The following is a 22,126-nucleotide window of genomic DNA, read 5'->3' on the forward strand; positions in this document are numbered from 1 at the left end:
TCACTGGTGGATTAAAATCGGGGCTTAATCGTAAGTGATTTACCGAACATGATATTACCATAAAGCTGACTCTGGTAATATGCGATACGGACAAATCAAAAGCTGAACAGTTGGTGAATTTAAACGCTTATTTGGGATAAAAGTTGCAATATCTTGCTTTGACTAAGGGATACCACTTGTGGTATTTAGAAATAGCCAAGATTTGATAGATATAATAGTTACTCGCTCGTTTCGTGGTTGTCTATAGCATTGCCCGATCTAAAGTTGCAGCCCAGTCAAGAATACAGGCATTTTTACCCCACTCAGAAAGTTGCTTCAGCCGATAAAATTTTGGTAACTCTTAACTATTAATAAATATATCGGTGCTTAGTGCTATTCATGCTTTATATTTAGCGACAGGATGATGCAAATAGCCACTCACCTTCAAATACTTAGGAGGCAGTATCCACCAGAAGCAACTCATGCTTTGATACCACCACCAGATAGTGTAAGTTAAGGTTAAGTCGATATTCAAACGAATAATTTTTGCTGAATTGCGACAGATAAAGACTAAACTAAAAAGTCTTGTGCAGCAAAACCTGTAGCTTTAAATGAAGTAATCATGTCTAAGGTTCTTGTCTCTGATTCGATTGACCAAGCTGGAATTGACATTCTTTCGCAAGTTGCTACCGTTGATGTCAAACTAGGTCTAAAACCAGCGGAACTGATCGCAATTATTGGTGAGTATGACGCGCTAATGATTCGCTCTGGTACGCGCGTCACTCAAGAAATCATTGAAGCTGGCACCCAGCTAAAAATCATTGGTCGTGCTGGTGTGGGTGTGGATAATGTGGATGTTCCCGCTGCCACACGCCGAGGAATTGTAGTAGTTAATTCTCCAGAGGGAAATACAATTGCTGCCGCTGAACACGCGCTAGCGATGATTTTGGCTTTGTCTCGTCACATCCCCGATGCTAATGCTTCGGTGAAACGCGGTGCTTGGGATCGCAATAGTTTTGTTGGTGCGGAAGTCTACAAAAAAACTCTCGGCGTTGTCGGTTTGGGTAAAATCGGCTCCCATGTTGCCGCTGTAGCTAGGACAATGGGGATGAAACTCCTAGCTTATGACCCATTTATTTCTACAGAACGAGCCGAACAAATTGGCTGTCAGTTAGTAGAGCTGGATTTACTCTTCCAGCAAGCAGACTATATCACCCTTCACATCCCGAAAACCCCAGAAACTACCCACTTAATCAATGCCACAACCTTGGCAAAGATGAAACCCACAGCTCGGATTATCAACTGCGCTCGTGGTGGAATCATTGATGAAGTAGCTTTAGCAGCAGCTCTGAAAGCGGGTAAAATCGGTGGTGCAGCCTTGGATGTATTCGAGTCAGAACCACTGGGTGAATCTGAATTGCGATCGCTAGGTAAAGAAATCATCCTCACTCCCCACTTGGGAGCCTCTACCACGGAAGCTCAAGTGAATGTGGCCATTGATGTTGCCGAACAAATTCGCGATGTCCTTTTAGGACTACCAGCACGTTCAGCTGTCAACATTCCCGGACTCGGCCCCGACGTGTTAGAAGAACTCAAACCCTATATGCAACTAGCAGAAACTCTAGGTAATCTAGTGGGACAACTAGCTGGTGGAAGGGTAGAAGTACTCAATATTCGACTGCAAGGGGAACTCGCGACCAACAAAAGTCAGCCTTTGATCGTCGCTGCCCTTAAAGGATTACTTTACCAAGCTTTGCGGGAACGAGTAAATTACGTAAATGCGAGCATAGAAGCCAAAGAACGGGGAATTCGGGTAATTGAAACCCGCGATGCTTCCATTCGAGACTATGCCGGCACACTGCATCTAGAAGCCACGGGTACTTTAGGTACTCATTCTGTCACAGGCGCTTTGTTGGGTGAGCGGGAAATCCATCTCACCGACGTTGATGGTTTCCCGATTAACGTCCCACCCAGCAAATATATGTTGTTTACCCTGCACCGCGATATGCCAGGGATTATCGGCAAACTTGGTTCCCTACTCGGCAGTTTTAATGTGAATATTGCCAGTATGCAAGTAGGTCGTAAAATCGTCCGTGGTGATGCGGTAATGGCTCTGAGTATAGATGACCCTTTACCAGAGGGCATTTTGGATGAGATTATAAAAGTCTCTGGTATTCGGGACGCGTATACAGTAACACTATGAGTGGTGAGTACTGAGTCAAGAAAAGTTAGGAGTGAATAGTTAGGAGTTAAAAGTTAAAAACTCCTAACTCCTAACTCCCTCAAACTCAGCACTCACCACTCACTACTCACCACTCAGCACTCAAAGATGGCAAACACCTGGTGGGAAATACAGATTTTATGTGAGCCAGACCTAGAAGAATCGATCTTTTGGCGACTGGAAGATTTTGGCTGTCGTGGGACAGCAAGTGAAAATAAAGGAAACTCATCTTTAGTCAAGGCTTATCTGCCGACAATTCAAACACAGCTACTAGATTTGGCAGCCCTGTCGTTGTGGCTGCGTCAAGATGCCCTCTGTGTAGGAGTCTCATCTCCTTCCTTACAATGGCAGTTAATTGATGAGGAAGATTGGGCGACTAGCTGGAAACAATATTGGCATCCGCAAGAAATAGGCGATCGCTTCTTAATTAACCCCGCTTGGCTACCATTACCAGAAACAACGGAACGGTTAGTAATTCGCCTCGATCCTGGTGTAGCATTTGGCACTGGCAACCATGCCACTACTCAGCTATGTTTGGAATCCCTGGAAATGCGGCTAAGTGGTGTTCCTCAGTCGTTTGTAGGTAGTAGTGGCAAACATGAACATTTAGTAATTGCGGATATTGGCTGTGGTTCTGGTATCCTTTCTATTGGGGCGCTGCTACTGGGTGCAGAGAAAGTCTATGCAGTAGATAATGACCCTTTGGCGGTGCAATCAACTATCAGTAATGGTGCGCTGAACGACATTAGTCCAGAACGTTTACTACCAGCATTGGGAAGTGTAGACGTTTTGACAAAATTAATTGCAAGTCCGGTGGATGGTATCGTCTGCAATATTTTGGCTCATGTCATTATTGAATTGCTTCCAGAAATGAGTGCGATCGCTAAACCTGAAACTTGGGCAATCTTCAGTGGTATTTTACTAGAACAATCTAAAGCTGTTGCTGACGCTTTAGAAGAAAATGGCTGGGTTGTCGCTACCCTGTGGAAACGCAAAGAATGGTGTTGCTTAAATGTAAGGCGTTCTTAATTCGGTAGAAATATATCGTCATCCTAAATTATTCGTAAACAATTAGATCCCCAACTTCTTAAATAAGCCGGGGATCTTTAAGTAAGTGACATAATATCAATTCAAAATTCAAAATTCAAAATTAAGAAAACCAGACAGAACAAAGGTTTGGGAGTATGTATCTGTCGCATTCTTTTTTTAAATTGGTATAATATATAAATTAGCCACTATTGACTTTTGAAACTAGCGATGAAAGAACGGCTACAAATCCACAAAAAAGCTGACTCATCCGCTTATTCGTCAGAGCAATGTCTACGACGGGCTACGCCTACGCATTTATTAACTACCCACTCTCAACTTGGCTCCAACAAGCCTATAGTACAGGCAAAGGTAGAAAATCAGAAATTTCAACAATATCAGTTTGAGGCAACGAAACTCCAAATACAAGCCAAGCATGGCACTATCACGCCAGAGGGGCAAGAGCGACTCACTGTATTGCAAACAAAGATGAATGAGTCTTTGCAGCAAGGGAAGGAACACTCTTCGCAGTTTGGTCATAACCTGAGCAAAATGGCGATAAAACGTGCTGATAGCGTGTCAATAGGAGAAATACAGCCAAAACTGACTATTGGTCAATCAGGAGATCGATATGAGCAAGAGGCGGATAAAGTCGCTACTTCTATAGTCAACCAAATTAATCGATCTCCTCTGCAAAACCAGGACGCACAGCAGACGATACCAGCTAATAAGAACGAACAAGCAAAGTCTGAAGAAATATTAGCAGTAAATAACTCAGCAGATAAAAAACAAAAATTTTTACAAGAATATTCCCTATCCAAAACACTAGTCAATGGTATAGATGACACATTGCCACAAGATAAAATACTGGAACAACTTTTCAAAAACTTTGTAAATATCCAATTTCAATACACAATGGTGAGTAAGAGTCCAGAAACTCTATTAAAAGGCTCTCCAGAAGGAGATTGTCAGACATTAGCTCGTGCTTTTAAAAAAGTTGCAGAAGAATATTTTGGTATTGAAAAAATAACAATTGAAAGTATCGCTAAACCTTTTTTGAGTGAAGCTGGAGCTACCCCATACCAAGGGAAAAAGCCTAATTGTGATGATGGAAAACGATGGTTTTTCCAAAACCATTATTGGGCTAGCTGGAATGGAAAAATTTATGATGTTTTATTCCTCAGCAATAAACGAACCGAAGCTGATATGGCAAAACAGGTGCAACCACTCACATCAATGTTGATGCCTGAACAAGAATACTATCAAACAGAAAAAGGAAAAATTGTATATCCAATTGTCAATAAATACTCCACTGTCGAGGTTTCGATATTTGAAAAACTGAAAAACTTTGTTAATAATCTCGGTCGGTTTTTCTCCAATAGCATGAGTGCGATCATCAATAAAATTCGGTCTTTATTTGCCCAAAGTGGAAACAATACCAGTGGTTTTGATTCACTAATGAGAGAACTTGAACACGACAAAAATAATACTGCGATCGCAAACAACCAAACTCAATAATCTTACTAACTTGGCTTTCACCACTGCCCTGAATTATCTTCCTGTTGCAACCCAATTAACTGTCGCCGCTTCCAAGCATAGTGAAGAATATTAATCCCTAATTCCTGAGCTGTCCGAATGGTCAATCTGGGTAAACTCAAATCTCTATCCAGTCCCCAGGCAGTTGCTAAATCTCCAATTGCTAAAATAATTCCTCCACCAATTAACAGTTTTATCTGCTGTTGATTAACCATTGGCAAGGCAGCAAATAAGAAAGGTTTTGTCCTTAAAGGATGACTCCGTTGCAATTCTTCTAAAGGTCTTAAAGGACTCTCTAACTGTTGTGCCAAAGCTTGAGTACTTTCAATCAGAGGATTAGCATTTGTTGGCGCATCAACAAAAAGTACACCACCTAAATTTAAGTAATTTCTGAGAGATTCAAATTCAAGACTATTTAAAGAAATTGCTTGTCCACCTGTGAGATAAAGGATGTCATAGTCTTGGATGTTTTCTGCTAAAGAAACCTGACCTGGTTCATCAGCCCCTCGCAAACTTGGGTATAGGGGTTCTACTGCTTGTAATAAATATGAAAGGCTGAAAAAATTACGCGCACATTCTGGATCGCTATGAGTCGCCTGTGCCATACATACAAGTGCTTGAGGACGTATTTGCGCCTGACGACGATAACGCAAATCAATATTATTATATCCAGGGAAAAAAGCATCCGCAGGTTGGGTAATGTCAGTATGTCCTGGTTGTAGGAGTATTCGACATATTTCTATTTCTGAACTGGCTGGTGTAGAGTTTATTTGGTCAATTCGATAAGTCTCTTGAACAACATCTCTTTGCTGTCCGCGCCGCAATTCATCGGGGTCTACATAGCTAACTACTAAGTAGATCATGAGTGGCTCAGAACTTACTACTTCTAGATCGATGGGAAAATCATAAGAAGTCGGTACAACAATTAGATTACCTGCTAAATCAATTGCAATCCCAGGTTGAATTTGTACCCAACGTCCATCTCGATATCTAGCTTCAACTTGGCTTGGGGCAGTCACATCTCGCACGCCCAAACCGCAGACAATTCCTGGTTGATTTAAACTTTGATATTGAGCATTTTGCCGATTACGGTGATATTCATGGGCTGTGCGCCAACGTTCCGCATTGATTAGTAAGCCGTCTGCGGCTTGCAGGCGTTCAAAGGATTTAATTGGTGGTGGTGGGAAAGGATGAGACATAGCAATTTTAGATTTTAGATTTTGGATTAAATTTTACTTTATTATGAATTATTTAATTAGAGGGATTTTCGATAGATAATTCGTATGTGCAAAAAGCAGGTTTTTCTTGTTCTATGATTCTTTGAATAAGTTCTTCGTTGATGATGCCACTAGAAATATTTGAACGCAAACGCACTATAAAATGATATGGTTGCCCACCTGCTAAAACTGCATTTCCTAATTGTGCATCTCCGATAATAAAACTTGGGCCAAAAGGTTCTGTGATACTAATATGTTTATCAGCTTCATTTGGTAAATGTTCGTCTAGCGGTAAACCAGTATAAAGATGCAAATAGAGACGCAATCCTTTACGAGTTCCTCGCCAACGATAAAGTTCTACGGCTCGGCGAATTAAACGCCGTTGTTGCTGGAGATCCCAAACAGAATCCACCTGCCAAGCAACCCAATGAGCCATAAAGGGTAGTAGTGCTTGCGGTGCTGTCAAGGGATCGAGGTTTGCCCACATGACGTTGTAACTATTAACTATTGGTTGAAAAGCTTGCTCAAATATCTTCATGAAGCGACCAATAAAGTCCACCTCCCGATACAAAATTGGCAAGAATTCCATGTAGGCAGTATAAGGACGGATGTATAAATCGAAATACTCGCTTCTCTCGATTTGTTCGTTGTCTGTGCCTGGGTCTATGTGTAGAGTAATTAGGCTGCGAAAATTGAGTGTTAGTTTGTCTTTTTTTTCAGGGGAAATTGCCTCTTGGTCTTCAAAAAATGTGTCGGGAATTGAGAAGTAGAGAACAGCATCCATTTGTCCGCGAGGCGGTATCTCACTACCTTCTGTGCCAATCTGACACCACTGAGATGGAAAGTTTCCTTCAACGCTTAAGCTCACCCGCAAAGGACGTTGTTCTAAGTTTTGCACTTGCACAATCATCTCGCTGGGATGTCCAGGATGCAAGAGCAAACTACGTCCAGCGACATCGATGTTTTCTGCATTTGCAAATGCTAAACCTGCCACAGGTAAAGCTTCGGGAATTTGCATTGGCGTTAATTGAATGCTTACAGCTGGACTAGAGCGACTTTGAACCATAGGATTTGGGATTGGGGGTAAGAGGAGGCAAGGGGCAGGGGGCAAGGGAGAGAATAACTACTGACGAATTAGGAATTACGAATTATCTGGATGTCGTGATTTGAACGCAGATTTGTATCAGCCCAAGAACATATCAAACCTTCCGATCCCGGATCGATCAATTGTTCTGGGGATGGTTGTCGTCGCCAATTTTCTCCTTGCTTGCGGATGGGAAATAGCAAGACGGGGCCTAAATGACGCACGCCTGGGGTTTGTTGCAGTAATGCCACAATATCCGATGTATAAACGGGTCGCCCAAATGCCCAACCTTTGCCGTCGATTCCTCCAGTTAAGGGATTTAAATATTTATACAGCGATCGCCTTAAATTACGACGAATTTCTTCGCTGGCAAAAGGGTTGTTGTATGCTGGCTCTAAAGCAACTTCTGTCTGTACCGAAACACCTACATAATTCGGTTCTTGTAACTCTACTTGTACCCCTAACAAGCGTCTTTCATCTAAGTAAGTCAAAATTTGCTCTTGGAGGGCATTACTCAGGGCAAATTCTTCTGGTGTCATGCCATTGCCTTGGGCGATCGCATCTGTGTTTGCATAAGGAACTACCAGCAAACTAACTATACCAGCTTGTCTACGAGAATTTGCTGGCAAGCACCGGACGCGCGCGATCGCACCTGCACCCGCCTGTTGAGTTAAAACTTCAAAATCTTCAGCAGTGACGGCGCGATCGCGTGTGCGGAGGATGCGGGGAGCCTTCATTACCGCCTGTTCCAGTGACTCAGCATCTGCTCCATTGATTGCTGGTACACGATTGACCACACTAGCAACATAAGGATATGCAGACTTCAAAAACTGGATTGCCCCAGTTTGAACATTGCCTTCTCTACCGCCGCCTGTACGATAAGTAACCATCCTAATCTCTGCACCACGGGGAGGAATCGCCCCATATTGGTGTTCCGACTGGTTATTTTCTAGAACTTGTACAGATGTGTCATCTAGTGATGGTTGCTGGATTCTTGATCTTACCTGGGTTTGTTGTTTAAGTTGGCTCGGTTCCCGAATCAGGGGCCCAAATTGGATTGTACCAGTGATGGAATCGATGGTGTAATGGAAGTTATGCGGCCCAGAATCAGCAAAATCTCTCACCTCAGTCCACTTTTGCGGCAAACCATCAGCAGGAGTAACTAAAATATACTCATTTTCTCGGCGTTCTAAAATTGGTGCTGTTTGTAACTCGAAACTTTGACCGGGTGTACCATCACTAATTCCCAATCGTTCATCTTGAATCAGCGTACTATGGCTAGCCCTAACAGTACCGCCAATTGAACGCACTGCTAAACCAATAATCCTTGGCGGACGATTGTAGCCAGTTTCATTCGCTTCTGTAGAAATAAAGCTACAGCGCAACCAGCGACCTCGGTAAGAGGTAAAATTAGCCACAGGCCAAATTTGAGGTAAATGCAGACGGACCTCTGCACCTTGAGACGGGTTTTCACCCTCTTGGGCGATTTCATAAAAACTGAAGCCGCGAGTTTTATCATCTGATTCTTGCAATAAAACTGATTGCCAATTTTCCCCATCCCAAGCTTCCCATCTTCGGGGTGGTTGATTGGGGTTAATCCCAGCAGGGGTAGCCGCAGCCCCTTGGAAAATAATTTCTAAAACATTAGCATCTATTGGATCATCAGAATTAATTGCTAAATAAAAGCAATTACCAGGCTGGGGTTCCTCTTCAAAAATCGGTTGTTCATTACCTGTCCAGTAACCGTTAGATTGACGAGTCCAAGAAGTTGTGACTCTTTCGCGCAGAGATTGGGGAATATCTTCGGTAGTTTGGGCAGTTAAGAAATGTTGGATGCGGGGTTTGCCGATAATTAGAGGAGAATCTGTGCTGAAGGTAATAGCTTCTGTAGTTTCAGTGCGGATAGTTGAGGCTTCCAATCCGGCGGGAATTGTGTAGGCTTCAGGTAGTGCAGCGCTTAAATAAAAAGTTAATTCTGTGCGGGCTGGGGCGGGAGGCTGGAGACGAATACCTAGTAATTCTAAAAAAGCAACATAATTTTTTCGGGGTACTTGGTTGAATCTGAGCAACATCTGGTCAGTTAACCAAGCAAATAACTCAATGAGCGTAATTCCTGGGTCGCTGAGGTTGTGGTCAGTCCATTCTGGACAGTAGCGAGGAATACGCATGATACATTCTTGCACCAAATCATCAAAGGCGCGATCGTCTAAGTTGGAAGAAGGTAATTTCGGTAGAAAGTCAAAGTTCACGATTCCTCCCCAGCTGACACCAAATAATAAGGATAAACAAAACTATAAATATCGGGGCCGTCTTTAAGTCGATAATTGATAATGATATCTACTCTGCCACGCACAGGGTCAGGGTCGGTAACAACTTCATCGATAGTAATGCGTGGTTCCCAAACTTCTAAAGCTTCCAAGACATAAAGGCGGATTCGCAGTAGGGTATCGCTATTTAAAGGTGCAAACGCCAGTTCCGACAAGCGCGAACCAAACGTTGGACGATAAACCCGCTCACCTACTCCCGTGCGGAGGATAATCCAAATAGATTCTTTAACTTTTTGATCTTCACGGCTAAGTTGTATCCCACCTTGCACACTTAAATGCAGTGGATAAGCCCAACCTGTTCCCAAATAGGCTCGTTGACGACCGTAAACCATATCTGGCACTTAGACAGCTGTTACATGGATATCTTCAAAGATATCGGCACAGAAGGTTTAAGCCTATTCTCCAAAGGTCGAGGATGAAGAGGTAGGCAAGAGTTTAAGATTCTGAGGTGGATTAACGGAGTTCTGAGGTGGATTCATCCAGTTCAAAGGTGGATGAACGGAGTTCTGAGGTGGATTCATCCAGTTCAAAGGTGGATGAACGGAGTTCTGAGGTGGATTCATCCAGTTCAAAGGTGGATGAACGGAGTTCTGAGGTGGATTCATCCAGTTCAAAGGTGGATGAACGGAGTTCTGAGGTGGATTCATCCAGTTCAAAGGTGGATGAACGGAGTTCCGAGGTGGATTCATCCAGTTCAAAGGTGGATGAACGGAGTTCTGGAGTGGATTTATCCAGTTTAAAGGTGGATGAAAGAGATTCTAATACCATTTCTTTGTGAGGCTGCGCCAAACCCTTTTAACTTCTTTCTTTACTTTGTGTCCTTCGCGTCCTTTGCGGTTCGTTTTCCTTTCTTGTACTTAAACATGGTTTAGCGCATCTTCATACAGAATTGGTATAACTCCCCCCTACCCCCTGCCTCTTCAATCAGCCGCCAATCAAAACAGTGGGATTACCTTTGATAATTTTATTCGGTGGCCCTAATGCTTCTAAAACGGTGTCGCCCATCCTAGATGCAGGCAGATTGTTAATCAGCACTGTCTGACTACCGTCAATCACAACTCCAGGGCCGTGGGGAGGGACGGGCAAAGGTGTGGCGCAATTATGAATATCAGCACCAGCAGCAGCAGCAGCGATCGCACTACCCATAGTAGAAGCTGCCGTTGTCTTTGTAGTTTGTTCGGCAGCTAAGGCAGCAGGTGCCCCTGGTGTACCAGCCGCCGCTAGGGTAGCAGCCTCAGCCGCTTTGATAGCTATATCAGAAGATGTTTTGGCGGACTGCAAACCTGGTACTGCTGCTGCAAGCACACCCCGCCACGCAGGTAAAGACCCAATCAACACATTGGGACTACCCGGCCCTCCTGTTAAAACTGGGGGTAAGGGGTGCGCTACATTGTCGGTAATTCTTGCTGCTGGTCTACCCACGACAACCTCCTATTGTGTCTTTAATCTCTTGCCTCTGTGTTCTCCGCGTCTCTGTGGTTAGATAAATTACTTTTAAACCACAGAGGCACAGAGAGCGCTGAGAAAAAACATAGAAAATTAATTAAGTCGAATCAACGCACCTTTGACTGTAATCGTACCGTTAGCTGAAATGTCGATATTGCCAGCAGCATCTAATGACATATTACCTGTTGATTTCACTGAAACAGATTTAGCCATATCGTCCATTTTGATTCTATGACCGCCTTTAGTTTCAATCTCTATACACCTTTGACTGTCATTAAGATATATTTTGTGACCGTATTCAGTTTCTACGCGAATACCTTTTTTGCTACTTCCTTTATCTTCTTCAACAAACTGTAGAGTATGACCTACACGAGTTTTAATGGTGCGTAATCTTACACCACTTGTAACTGAATCCCTTACTTTTTCCGGTGGTGCATCCTTGCCATTCCATACTCCGCCAATAACGTAGGGACGATGGATATCGCCATGTTCAAAACCTACCAAAACTTCATCGTTTACCTCTGGTAAACAGTCAAAACCTCTATTTGGGCCTGCTCCCACAGCTACAACTCTCGCCCAGTCACTTGTATGTTCTTCTGTGAGAGTGGGAAACTTAACCTTCACCCTACCCCATGCTTGTGGGTCTTTATTATCAGTGACAATCCCTACTAATAAAGTCTCAGATGGCTGGAGACGTTTTTCTGGAGATAGAGTTGTGAATAAGCTACCAGAACGTAGTCCCCGCACGCTGAAATAAGTTTCATAAACGCGCTGACTGAAGAAATGGCGGGTTTCTGTAACATAATACTTACCACTATAGCGATCGCCCATATCCTGAAGATTAATAACCCGTCCCGGACGAATCTCAGGATTCCCTTCTGCTTTGGCATCTGCGTAAACAAATTCTCCTCCTAGTTCATCACACAAAGCCTGAGCCATCGTCTCTGCTTGTTTTTTGCTGGCAACAGGTTTATCTACAACAATCATTTTGGGAGATTTAAGATTAGAAAATGCATTACTAGTACTACTTCCTAGCTTATTACCTGTCTCGGTTATTGGCTTTTCTTTCTTAGCTGTTCCACTAATCAATTGTTTCTGGGTATAGTCCCAGGCGCGTACCTCTACAGAACTTATCTGTTCGGCACTGGTAACGCGGGTACTAAATTTATTAATATCAACTAGCCATTTTAGTGATAAAGCTTCCTGACTTTTTGGTTTGCAAAAATTTAGCTTTTCCTCTGTAATAAATAACTCAAAACCAATGCGAGCAGCCCTTTCTCGCAAAAACTCCATATTAGTTTGATTTTCTTGGAAGACATACTTATGAACTTCACCAGTTGCTTCTATATTGCCAGATTTTATACCTACTTCTTTAATTATTTGCTTGACTATATCGCTATCAGTTTTATTTAAAAAAGAGCGATTATAACGACCTCTATGCAGACGATGAGAAATATCATAACCGCGAACAATAATATCAGCTTCAGATTTTTCATTGAAGTGAACTTCCATCGCTGTAATTTCGCCTTCAATGAGAAATTCTCCTACCTCCTCTTGAAAATTATTATCTAGAGTAGTACTCGAAGTAAAACCTAACTTTACTTTTTTCCCAATTTTAAACAACTGCTCATGTCGCCAAGCTTTGTTTTCTGGTCGGTCAGATGCGGGAATATAGCTGTTATGGATTACTAGCGTAAACATTGCTGGTAAATGAAGGCTTTCTTCGATTGTGATTTGCAACAAATCCTTCATTAATTCAGGAGAAGCCTGTTTTCCGTCTATCTGTATTTTAGGTTCGCTTAAATAAAGGCTTTTTTTAGGAGGCATAATTATTACTTTATAACTTATGAAATGTTCAGAGCAGCCTTTAATGACAAAGTAAATACTAATTTGTCACTTTATACCAATTCAATTAATGATTGCAACACATCCTTGGCTAAAGACGCGATTCATCGCGTCTCTACAAATGGTCTATTTGTCGCATTCTTTTTTAAAATTGGTATTACTTATTTTGTCTTACTCAGTGTTTGTCCCTTTTGATCTCCCGCACGAGCATTGCCTGTAGAAGCAGATTCACGTCCTCCTGGAAGGTTATTCTTATCTACTTCTTGCAAGGCTATATCTACCAGTGCCCTTACTGGTGTACCATCACTCAAAAACATATTTAAAGTGTAGGTTAAACTTGTAATTACACAATAAAAATACTCATTTCCCCATGTAAATATATAAACAGGTGGTCGTTTATCAGTTGCTTTGCTGATAGTTTCTACACCTTTTTTAATTTTATCTATATATTTTTTCATCACCGATTCTTTCGTTTCATAGGTATCATAAAGTAACTGTTTAAGTGTGAATTTGTAAGGTTCAACGCCAGAAAAGTTTACTTTCGGAAGTAGAGTAGTTCCTCTATTCCCATCCTTACTTTCCCACTTGACAGTCCGAGAGAAACTAATATCTGTAGGATTAAACATTAATTCAATATCTGGCGCTTCACCGTTATAAGCTACAAGTTTGGCTTTCTCAAGTTGCGGTTGACGCTTTTGAATAACAATAATTGCTGGACTTGCCATTTGAATATTCTCCTAAAATTAATTATTGAATACAAATTTACCAACGTAATCTACCAGAGGAACCACCATGTCGTTCTCGCTCAATTTCTATCCGTTGTCGTAATCTGTGATAAACTTCACGAGCTAGAGCTTCAAGATCAGCCGTATCATCTTTATCATCTTCTTGAGAAAATGAGGATGCGCTTTCTATAGTCTCAGTTACTGGTGTTATTTCTCTAGATATATCGGGTGGGGTAACTTCTCGACCATCAGCAAAGCCTCTAGCTAAAGGAAGATGTTTAGCAAAAACTTGTGGTGATTCTGAAACATGAGAAAATTCATAATTTTGGCTATTAGATTCTCCCTCATTAAAATTAAAGCTAGTGAATTCATCATCATTTCCATTTAGTAAATCTTCTACACTTGACCATTGAGAAGGTGTATTTGACCATTGGGAAGATGTATTAGTGGTGGAATTTGTTTTTCGGAAAATCAGGGGAGGCGATGAGTATTGGGGTGAGGATTCACCTACATCAATTGTTTCATTGTGAAGGGTATGAATCTCTGGAGAATTGAGAATAGAAAGTTTCTGTTTACTAATATTCAACCCCAAGGAAGAAGGAATTAAAGAATTCGATATCTCAGGTGAATCAGTCTCAGCGCTTTTTAGTTGTAATGAAGTGTCTGAAAAAGAATCGACTTTAGTCGGAGTCTCTGGAGAAATTGTTTCTTCTGGTTCTGTGGGATTGGGTGTCTGTAAACTTGGAAGGATAATATCGTGCGGTGTTCCACCAGTGTTGATGTGATGCAGTAGAGGTAAATTCTTCTGTGCATCCCTGGTATTAATCACAAACTCCCCAGGCGTAAGCATTGCAGGTATTGTATCCGAGGGTGCTATCTGCTGGCGATTTTCAACGTGGAAATCTGTTACGTGGCCACCAGTAGCATAACCTTTAGGTGCTGGCAAATTTTCTGCGATCGCATTTTGCTCAACTTGAAGTAGTGTGTTTACCTCATTTTGTGGGGAGGTGGGATTATCTGAGGTATCAACAAAGGTTGATATTCCAGGATTTTCTTCATTTGTTACCGCATAGGTAAACTCTAATTCTACTATTTGTTCATTGTCAATAATTTTCCTAAAAATACTCGCAGTTTCAAAATTCTCAGGTAATGTAGGAGTAATTGTTGGTGTTCCAACAATCTCAGATGATGTGGCGGTAAGTGGTGCGATCGCAGTTTCACTAATCTCAGGCGATATTGTACTAATTGTTGGTGTTTCAGCAATTTCAGATGATGTAGCCAGAAATGGCGCGATCGCAGTTTCACCAATCTCAGGCGATATGGCGCTAATTGTTGGTATTTCACCAATCTCAGGCGATGTAACGAAAAGTGGTGCGATCGCAGTTTCACCAATCTCAGGCGATATGGCGGTAATTGCTGGTATTTCAACAATCTCAGATGATGTGGCGATAATTGGTGCGATCGCTGTTTCAGCAATCTCAGGCGATATGGCGGTAATTGTTGGTGTTTCACCAATCTCAGGGGATATTGCCGTAATTATTGGTGTTTCAACAATTTCAGGTGATGTAGCCGTAATTATTGGTGTTTCTGTTTCACCAATCTTAGATAATGGGGCGGTAAGTGGTGCGATCACTGTTTCACCAATCTCAGAGGATATTGCCGTAATTATTGGTGTTTCACCAATCTCAGAGGATATTGCCGTAATTATTGGTGTTTCTGTTTGACCAATCTCAGATAATGGGGCGGTAAGTGGTGCGATCACTGTTTCACCAATCTCAGATGATATGGCGCTAACTACTGGTGTTTCAACAATCTCAGGCGATGTGGCGGTAAGTGGTGTGATCGCAGTTTCACCAATCTCTGATGATGTAGGAGTAATTATTGGTGTTTCAACAATTTCAGGGGACGTAGGAGTAATTGTCGGTACTTCACCAATCTCAGGCGATGTAGCGATAATTGTTGGTGTTTCAGCAATCTCAGGCGATGTAGCTGTAAATGGTGCGATCGCTGTTTCACCAATTTCTGATGATATAGCGGTAATTGTTGGTGTTTCAACAATCTCAGGTGGTACTAAAATGGGCTGACTTTCTGTAAACTCGCTATTAGTACTCTCAACATAGCTATCACGTTGTAGTGAAGTCAGATTTGCTGAGATATCTGAGACATTAACCACCATAGCAGACTGTGACTCTGAAATTACTAAGGGTTCATTCTTATCAGAGTTTCTGAATAAACTAGGTGTGTCTTCAATATCGGCTGAGGTAGGTGTTAACTGAACAGGTATACTTGCTAGAGGCTCACTTGAAACACTGGAATCAAATTCTTGTTGTATTGCAATAGGGCTTTTTGCAACTGAAGACTCAGAATTAGGTGCAGCAATATTCGCCCCTATAGCATTTTCATCATTTGCCAAAGGATGGATTAAAGTAGGTGCATCATCAAGATCGGGTGAGGTAAGCGCTGACGGCAAAACTAGAGAATTATCAACGACAGCATTATCTAGTTGCAATGTGGGTATTTCCAAATTAGCCTCAACAGACAGAGACTCATCTAATGCTAATAAGCTATCTTCTTGACCATTAATAGTAACATTGCTTTGAACAATATTCTTAGCCACAGATGATTTGACTGCTTTTTTAGATTTGGATTTGGATTTTTTCTCAAGTGGCTTTTGAGATTTATTTATTTTTTTTGATTTAGATTTACTTTTAATATTTAGTTGTTGCGAGGTATCATCACTCGTTTTTTTATCAATCCGATTTGGCAGTATCTCCGGAATACTATATTTTACTTTTTCACTAGTATTAATATGACTATTTTCGGGTAGACTTATTGAATCAAAAGAATCAGATTCCAGTAATGGCAAATTACTATTTATATCTTGATTATCCCAACTATCCCAACCTATTAATGGTTGTATCGATGGTTCATTTTCACGAGATAAGAAAAATTTAGAGGATGTAACTAATGGTAGTTTAGTTTGTATGGGACTAAGAAAATTACTTCGTGAATGCAGAGAATGAGACTGTTTTCTCAATATCATTCTATCAGGAGTAGATAAAGATGATATTACCCCAAGGGGATGAATATTGCTTCCTAGTGGAGATTGAATAATTTGCATAGTTATCGTTTAAAAATAGCCAATTAGCTAGAAACGAAATATCCACTTTTTTGATTCCGTTGTACAGAAGTGCCTCCTCCTGTAGACCTTGCAACTTGTAAGCCTTCATAAGCTAAAGTTAATTCTTCAATGGCAACAGCCTTACCATCTGCTTGGAGTGCAGGTGTTTTCCAGGTTATAGGAATAGCACCAATCAAAGTCCAACTCATCATCGTTTCACCGGCTTGATTGAAAATCAAAATATTGACATTGCGTCGAGATGTTTTCTTTTGTTCATCAAAAACTGCATTCATCCAGTTCCAAAAACCTGGATGATCGGTAACTCCACGTTTAAGAGTGATGTCTGCAAATTCTGTATGACCTAAATAAATTCTTTGTTGGTCGTTAACACCACCTTCCTGAAACACATTTTTCTTAATTTGAATACTTAATCCTGTACATTCCGCAAAAGATGCAGCAATAGAACTGTCTATTTCTACATAGAAACGATTAGTAGTAACATAATTTAATTCGTGAGTAATGTTGCCGTTATTAGCGCCTGTAGCCATCACAACCACCTTTGAGAATCATAACTACCTACCCTTTCGCGCTGCGATCGCAAATCTTCTAGCAAAAGTTTATATACGTGTTCTGTAAGCTGGTTCATCAGCAGTGAGTCGTTGAGATATTTACTTGCCGTTTTAGCCGCCTTGGTAGCATCAGATGCCGCCGAAACCCCAGCGTAGCCAGCAGTCCCGCCAATATCTCCATCGAAGGTGAAAAAACTTTGTTGCTGTTTTGAATCCATAAATAAAAAAACTCTCCCTAAATCCAGGCTAAAGGTACTGCATCAGAATCAAAAGTAGCCAAAAGTCGAACTTAGTTTTTGCCTGGATTTAGATTTTAGGGACTTGAAATACAACCACTCGATAAGCCACTTACTCACGATATAAGTCGCATACCACTGCGTAGGCAAGCAAAACTCTCAATTAGCCAGCCTGGAGACATTTACGACCTGGAAGCGTCCATTAAACAAGCAAAGGCTGGTGGGCAGACAATATCCGCGAACCGATGGAACAGGCGTTTGGCGCTGATTTCAGTGGAGTGAAGGTTCACACGAATGGTCAATCTGACCAGTTGAATCGATCAATTCAGGCACGCGCTTTCACGACAGGACAGGATGTGTTCTTTCGGGAGGGGGAATATAATCCTGGGAGTCAGGGCGGTCAGGAGTTGTTGACTCATGTAGTGCAGCAGAATGGGGGGCGGTGAAGCGATCGCACGAGCCTTGAAATAATCAGGGTTTGTGCATTACCCCAATAATAATCTCGAACAACTCGCGTGCAGAGATGCTACCACAACCTTCGGGAATGGGGATTCGCAATGCACCCAAGCCGTGAACGACGAAATCGATTCGATTAGATCATCAGGAAGGATGCGTAGGACGGGCTACAGGGGTATGTTTGGGAGATAGTTATCCCTAAGCAGTTCTTGATAACGTGTCAATGTCCAGTGCGATCGCTTTCAACTCCTGTAACTCGTCGTCAGAACCTCGCAGCATAACCCCAGAGTTAAAAACTCTTACAGCTTGCTTGTCTACTAGTACAACACGGCGGAAATAAACCAATCATTCCAAATCAACGAAACCGTTATGCTGTATTCATTTTTAATTTTTAATTCCGCCTTGCGGTAATAGGGGGGACGACACGCTACACGAGCAGATTACACAAGCATTTACTTGCTGCTTAACTGCTACATCTTGATTGTTAGTGGCTATTAAGACATGAAGAATAGATAAAGACAAGTACTGACATTATACTGATCGGCAAATAATGTGAAGAGTATGCAAAGATATGTCTTTAAGTGTGGACATCTCAGTAAATATTCAGATATGGTTATCAAAGTGTTATTTAGATGTTCCCTATTTTTAAGCTACACACCCACGGGCAATAGCCCACAACAACTGCATAAAAATTCTTTCCCTATCGAAAGTGAATTATTCTCTATATTTACGACAGTAGGGCTACGCTTTGATAAGAAATATGAAGTGTGGGTTTTAGGAATTCAAGCTTGATTTTTCGACACTTTGTCAGTGATGGCTGGTTTGATCTGCGGATCAAGAATGATAAAAAAATCGTTAAACCATCTGTTTTCCTAAATACACGCTCATAAATATGTACAATGCTTAAGACTTAGATAGTTGTAAATAGCATTATTAACGGGTACACAAATAACGAATGAAAAAGGAAATAGGGAATAGGTAAAGACTTTAACTTTGAACCTCCTGCCCTTCGGGTTCGGCAGTCCCCCAGACGCTCGAAGACTCGCTAACGCTGGGCTATCGACGGGAACCGCCAAGACGGGGGCTGCCTCACCTCCTGCCTTTTTCAAGTCAGTTAGATAAGTCCTATTTTCAAGCTTATCAATAGGGTAGATTTTCGAGAAAATTGCTAGCCCTCAAAAGTGACATAAAAGTATGTCGAAAGCGTTAACTCTCGACTATTTCTGTGTGTCCTTAAATAACATTAACAACAAGTTAATAGCTGAAGTTACTCAAAAATAGATTCAGGAAGATAAAAGTTATGGTTAATATCATTGGAACCAACGGTAAGGATACTCTATTGGGTAGCCAGGACGCAGATACAATTAACGCTAAAGTAGGTGATGATATTATCGATGGCAAAAATGGCAACGACCTTTTAAACGGTGATGCCGGAAATGATACCCTCATTGGTGGTGCAGGCAATGATACTTTGCTTGGTGGTACGGATAACGACTCTCTTCGTGGTGGTACGGGTAGTGACTCCCTCCGTGGTGGTACTGGTAATAACCTGCTGCGGGGTGATGAGGGAAATGATACCCTTGATGCTTCCTATTCTTCTGGAAATAACATCCTCAGTGGAGATATAGGGGATGACTACCTTCATATTAGCTATTCTGCTGGCAACAATACGGTTTCAGGCAAAGACGGCAATGATTCCTTTTACGCCGATGAAGTCCGGGGTAAAAACACTCTAAATGGAGGCGCTGGTAATGATGACTTCCATTTGTCCGCCTCAAAAACTTCCCCCTCTTCCTTAACGACTCAAAGCGTAAATGGAGAAACTGGTGAGGATTATTTGTCTGTATATTATACCAGTGCTAGCAGTGGAATCATTTCGAGTTTCGATGCTGCTACTAACACTGGCTCAATTAGGGCTGGCACAAATCGGATTAACTACAACAATATCGAACAATTAGAAATTAGAGGTACAACCTACGCTGATTTTATTGTTGGGAGTAATGGTAACGATTTACTCTTCGGAGGCAGTAGTGGCAATGATTTAAATTATGGCAATGATACGATTTTTGGCGGTGAAGGTAACGATTACTTGAATGTTGATTATTCAACAAGCGATAACATCCTTAATGGTGGTGTTGGTAACGATCAATTCAGTGCTACTTCTTCAACAGGCGATAACATTCTCAATGGAGAAGATGGGAATGATAATCTCTCTGCGTCTAAGACAGATGGCAATAACACCCTCAACGGTGGTGCTGGTAACGATCAATTAAATGCTAACTATTCAACAGGCGATAACATCCTCAATGGAGGAAATGGCAATGATTCTCTTAGTGCCTCTCGCGAATACGACTATTCCGCCTCTTTTACCTCCGGTAATAACACTCTCGATGGTGGTGCTGGTGACGATGAATTGAGTGTTAACTATTCAACGGGCGATAACATCCTCAATGGAGGAGATGGCAATGATTCTTTCTTTGCCTCTGGCTACTACGACGACAAAAAAGCCCAGGGCAAGTTTGGTAATAACATTTTCAATGGAGGGAATGGCAATGATTCCTTCTCTTTCGTCCTATATACTTCTCCACCTTCGTTAGCGACTCAAACAGTAGATGGGGGGACAGGTGACGATTTGTTGAGCGTTTCTTATATCTATCCTAATGGGAGAATCACTTCAACTTTCAATGCTGCTAGTAACACTGGCTCGATTAGGGCGGGCACGGATTTGATTAACTATAAGAATATCGATGCATTACATATCTCAGGTACAGTCTACAATGACTTGATTGTGGGAAGTAATGGCAACGATACAATTTCGCTCTACGGTAGTAGTAGTGGCAATGATACTATCGATGGGGGAAAAGGTGATGATTTATTGGAAGCCTATTATTACAGTAATTCTAGCGGGGGTGAGGGAATCACTTCGACATTCAATGCTGTTACTAACACTGGCTCCATTACATCAGGTACGAATCAGGTTAGCTACAAGAATATTGAACGATTAAATATCTCAGGTACAGCCTACAATGACTTGATTGTAGGGGGCAATGGCAATGATACACTCACCGGAGGCGATCGCGGCAAAGATACCATAGATGGAGGGAAAGGTGACGATTTGTTGTCCTTCTATAACTATTCTATCGGCCAGGGAATCACAACGACATTCAATGCTGTTACTAACACTGGTTCGATTACAGCAGGCCCGAATCAGGTGAGCTACAAGAATATCGAACAATTAAATATTTCAGGTACAGACTACAATGATTTGATTGTGGGGAGCAATGGCAACGATACCCTCGCTGGGGGACGTGGAAATAACACGATTCTCGGCGGTGCAGGTAAGGATTACTTGAGTGCTGACTATTCAAATGGTAATAATTTGCTCTCTGGTGGTGATGATAATGATTCTCTTAACGTCTCTGGCTCCTACGACGACTACCGAGGCAATTTTGATCTCGATGCTATCTCTGGCAAGAACACCCTCAATGGTGGCGCTGGTGACGATAACTTAGTTACTAACTATTCATCAGGCAATAACCTACTGAATGGGGGCGATGGCAATGATACTCTGACAGCTGCTGGTTCAGCTTCCTTATATTCTTTATATGGAGCTTATACTGTCTCTGGCAATAACACGCTCAATGGTGGCGCTAATGACGATCGCTTGATTGTTGACTATTCATCAGGCGATAATCTACTGGATGGAGGCGATGGTAATGATACTCTCACAGCCTCTGGCGCTTCTGGTAAAAACACCTTCAAAGGTGGCAAAGGTAATGATAACCTTTATGGAGGAGCTAGTATTGATACCTTTGTTTTCAATAGTTTCAGTGAAGGTATTGATAGTATTTATAACTTCAACGCGACTAATGAAAAGATTCGCGTATCGGCTGCTGGTTTTGGTGGCGCGTTATCATCAGGTATACTCTCAGCTAGCTCTTTTACCCTTGGAGCATCTGCGACAACGAGCGATCAGCGATTTATCTATAATAACACTACAGGCGCACTATATTTTGACCAAGATGGTAGTACAGGTGGATTTGCTCAGGTACAATTTGCACAACTATCTGGTGGAGTGTCACTAAGTCAAAATAACTTGCTAGTTGTTTAATCCTCAACCCTACAGTCAAATAGAAATCTTCAGAATGCGAGGTGTTATATTAAGCACTTCGCATTCGATTTATCAATGGAATTATTAAACCACGCGGTAGAATAATTGTTCCAATCGGTGTAAATGGCGAGGCGATGTGTTGCTAACGCGCTCTGTCTTATCCAAGAGCAAGCAGTTACCCATCTCTTTTAAGAGCGATCGCTTGTAAATTATTGAGAGATCAACAA

17 protein-coding genes are annotated in these 22,126 nt (G+C 41.8%); 5 read left to right on the forward strand and 12 right to left on the reverse strand.

The window, feature by feature from the left end:
* Positions 1–601: 601 nt before the first annotated feature.
* From serA to HWQ42_RS08980, 3 genes are all read left to right on the forward strand, one after another.
* Positions 602–2,182, forward strand: coding sequence for a phosphoglycerate dehydrogenase (serA, locus tag HWQ42_RS08970; RefSeq protein ID WP_292732902.1), 1,581 nt, complete (start codon positions 602–604; stop codon positions 2,180–2,182).
* Positions 2,183–2,308: 126 nt separating this feature from the next.
* Positions 2,309–3,229, forward strand: a complete 921-nt coding sequence (gene prmA / locus HWQ42_RS08975; RefSeq protein WP_292811111.1) for a 50S ribosomal protein L11 methyltransferase — start codon at positions 2,309–2,311, stop codon at positions 3,227–3,229.
* Positions 3,230–3,457: 228 nt separating this feature from the next.
* Positions 3,458–4,744: a hypothetical protein gene (locus HWQ42_RS08980; protein WP_292811114.1), complete on the forward strand. Its 1,287-nt coding sequence runs from the start codon at positions 3,458–3,460 to the stop codon at positions 4,742–4,744.
* A 17-nt stretch (positions 4,745–4,761) separates the two neighbouring features.
* Here the strand turns inward: HWQ42_RS08980 and HWQ42_RS08985 are convergent, their stop codons facing one another.
* From HWQ42_RS08985 to HWQ42_RS09035, 11 genes are all read right to left on the reverse strand, one after another.
* A complete protein-coding gene (locus HWQ42_RS08985) occupies positions 4,762–5,961 on the reverse strand; it encodes a DUF4159 domain-containing protein (RefSeq protein WP_292811116.1) in 1,200 nt (399 codons plus the stop codon).
* A 52-nt stretch (positions 5,962–6,013) separates the two neighbouring features.
* Complete coding sequence (locus tag HWQ42_RS08990; protein ID WP_292811118.1) at positions 6,014–7,045, reverse strand: phage tail protein; 1,032 nt, start codon at positions 7,043–7,045, stop codon at positions 6,014–6,016.
* Positions 7,046–7,113: 68 nt separating this feature from the next.
* Complete coding sequence (locus HWQ42_RS08995; RefSeq protein WP_292811120.1) at positions 7,114–9,312, reverse strand: putative baseplate assembly protein; 2,199 nt, start codon at positions 9,310–9,312, stop codon at positions 7,114–7,116.
* Positions 9,309–9,722, reverse strand: a complete 414-nt coding sequence (locus HWQ42_RS09000) for a GPW/gp25 family protein (RefSeq protein WP_094350967.1) — start codon at positions 9,720–9,722, stop codon at positions 9,309–9,311. The genes HWQ42_RS08995 and HWQ42_RS09000 overlap by 4 nt, the downstream gene beginning before the upstream one ends.
* A gap of 121 nt (positions 9,723–9,843) precedes the next feature.
* Positions 9,844–10,158 carry a hypothetical protein gene (locus tag HWQ42_RS09005; protein ID WP_292811125.1) on the reverse strand — a complete coding sequence of 105 codons (315 nt, stop codon included), beginning with the start codon at positions 10,156–10,158 and terminating at the stop codon, positions 9,844–9,846.
* Positions 10,159–10,314: 156 nt separating this feature from the next.
* Positions 10,315–10,812, reverse strand: a complete 498-nt coding sequence (locus HWQ42_RS09010; protein WP_069069082.1) for a PAAR domain-containing protein — start codon at positions 10,810–10,812, stop codon at positions 10,315–10,317.
* A 117-nt stretch (positions 10,813–10,929) separates the two neighbouring features.
* Positions 10,930–12,663: a VgrG-related protein gene (locus tag HWQ42_RS09015; protein ID WP_292811129.1), complete on the reverse strand. Its 1,734-nt coding sequence runs from the start codon at positions 12,661–12,663 to the stop codon at positions 10,930–10,932.
* Between the two features lie 179 nt (positions 12,664–12,842).
* Entirely contained in the window at positions 12,843–13,406 is a 564-nt protein-coding gene (locus HWQ42_RS09020; protein WP_292732888.1) for a hypothetical protein, read from the reverse strand.
* 37 nt (positions 13,407–13,443) lie between these two features.
* On the reverse strand, positions 13,444–16,023 hold the full coding sequence (locus tag HWQ42_RS09025) for a hypothetical protein (protein WP_292811131.1): 2,580 nt from the start codon (positions 16,021–16,023) through the stop codon (positions 13,444–13,446).
* Between the two features lie 527 nt (positions 16,024–16,550).
* The gene (locus HWQ42_RS09030; protein ID WP_094350961.1) at positions 16,551–17,075 is read right to left on the reverse strand and encodes a phage tail protein; all 525 of its coding nucleotides are present in this window, start codon (positions 17,073–17,075) and stop codon (positions 16,551–16,553) included.
* Complete coding sequence (locus HWQ42_RS09035) at positions 17,075–17,314, reverse strand: hypothetical protein (RefSeq protein WP_292811133.1); 240 nt, start codon at positions 17,312–17,314, stop codon at positions 17,075–17,077. The genes HWQ42_RS09030 and HWQ42_RS09035 overlap by 1 nt, the downstream gene beginning before the upstream one ends.
* A gap of 251 nt (positions 17,315–17,565) precedes the next feature.
* Here HWQ42_RS09035 and HWQ42_RS35485 point away from each other — a divergent pair, with 251 nt between their 5' ends.
* Positions 17,566–17,778: a DUF4157 domain-containing protein gene (locus tag HWQ42_RS35485; protein WP_367119045.1), complete on the forward strand. Its 213-nt coding sequence runs from the start codon at positions 17,566–17,568 to the stop codon at positions 17,776–17,778.
* 208 nt (positions 17,779–17,986) lie between these two features.
* Here the strand turns inward: HWQ42_RS35485 and HWQ42_RS09040 are convergent, their stop codons facing one another.
* Positions 17,987–18,133 (reverse strand): hypothetical protein, encoded by a 147-nt coding sequence (locus tag HWQ42_RS09040; RefSeq protein WP_292811135.1) that lies wholly within the window; start codon positions 18,131–18,133, stop codon positions 17,987–17,989.
* A gap of 955 nt (positions 18,134–19,088) precedes the next feature.
* On the opposite strand from HWQ42_RS09040, the gene HWQ42_RS09045 reads away from it, so the two are divergent.
* Positions 19,089–21,899 (forward strand): calcium-binding protein, encoded by a 2,811-nt coding sequence (locus tag HWQ42_RS09045; protein WP_292811138.1) that lies wholly within the window; start codon positions 19,089–19,091, stop codon positions 21,897–21,899.
* The last annotated feature ends 227 nt before the right edge of the window (positions 21,900–22,126 follow it).

This window comes from Nostoc sp. JL23 (assembly GCF_017115065.1).
GTDB classification, from domain to species: Bacteria; Cyanobacteriota; Cyanobacteriia; order Cyanobacteriales; family Nostocaceae; genus Nostoc; species Nostoc punctiforme_A.

Bases quoted from the DNA above. Each gene is read 5' to 3' on its own strand.
- serA (WP_292732902.1), top strand. From the start codon at position 602: ATGTCTAAGGTTCTTGTCTCTGATTCGATTGACCAAGCTGGAATTGAC.
- HWQ42_RS09015 (WP_292811129.1), bottom strand. From the start codon at position 12,663: ATGCCTCCTAAAAAAAGCCTTTATTTAAGCGAACCTAAAATACAGATA.
- HWQ42_RS09045 (WP_292811138.1), top strand. From the start codon at position 19,089: ATGGTTAATATCATTGGAACCAACGGTAAGGATACTCTATTGGGTAGC.
- HWQ42_RS08980 (WP_292811114.1), top strand. From the start codon at position 3,458: ATGAAAGAACGGCTACAAATCCACAAAAAAGCTGACTCATCCGCTTAT.
- prmA (WP_292811111.1), top strand. From the start codon at position 2,309: ATGGCAAACACCTGGTGGGAAATACAGATTTTATGTGAGCCAGACCTA.
- HWQ42_RS09020 (WP_292732888.1), bottom strand. From the start codon at position 13,406: ATGGCAAGTCCAGCAATTATTGTTATTCAAAAGCGTCAACCGCAACTT.
- HWQ42_RS08985 (WP_292811116.1), bottom strand. From the start codon at position 5,961: ATGTCTCATCCTTTCCCACCACCACCAATTAAATCCTTTGAACGCCTG.
- HWQ42_RS08990 (WP_292811118.1), bottom strand. From the start codon at position 7,045: ATGGTTCAAAGTCGCTCTAGTCCAGCTGTAAGCATTCAATTAACGCCA.
- HWQ42_RS09030 (WP_094350961.1), bottom strand. From the start codon at position 17,075: ATGGCTACAGGCGCTAATAACGGCAACATTACTCACGAATTAAATTAT.
- HWQ42_RS09005 (WP_292811125.1), bottom strand. From the start codon at position 10,158: ATGGTATTAGAATCTCTTTCATCCACCTTTAAACTGGATAAATCCACT.
- HWQ42_RS09035 (WP_292811133.1), bottom strand. From the start codon at position 17,314: ATGGATTCAAAACAGCAACAAAGTTTTTTCACCTTCGATGGAGATATT.
- HWQ42_RS09000 (WP_094350967.1), bottom strand. From the start codon at position 9,722: ATGGTTTACGGTCGTCAACGAGCCTATTTGGGAACAGGTTGGGCTTAT.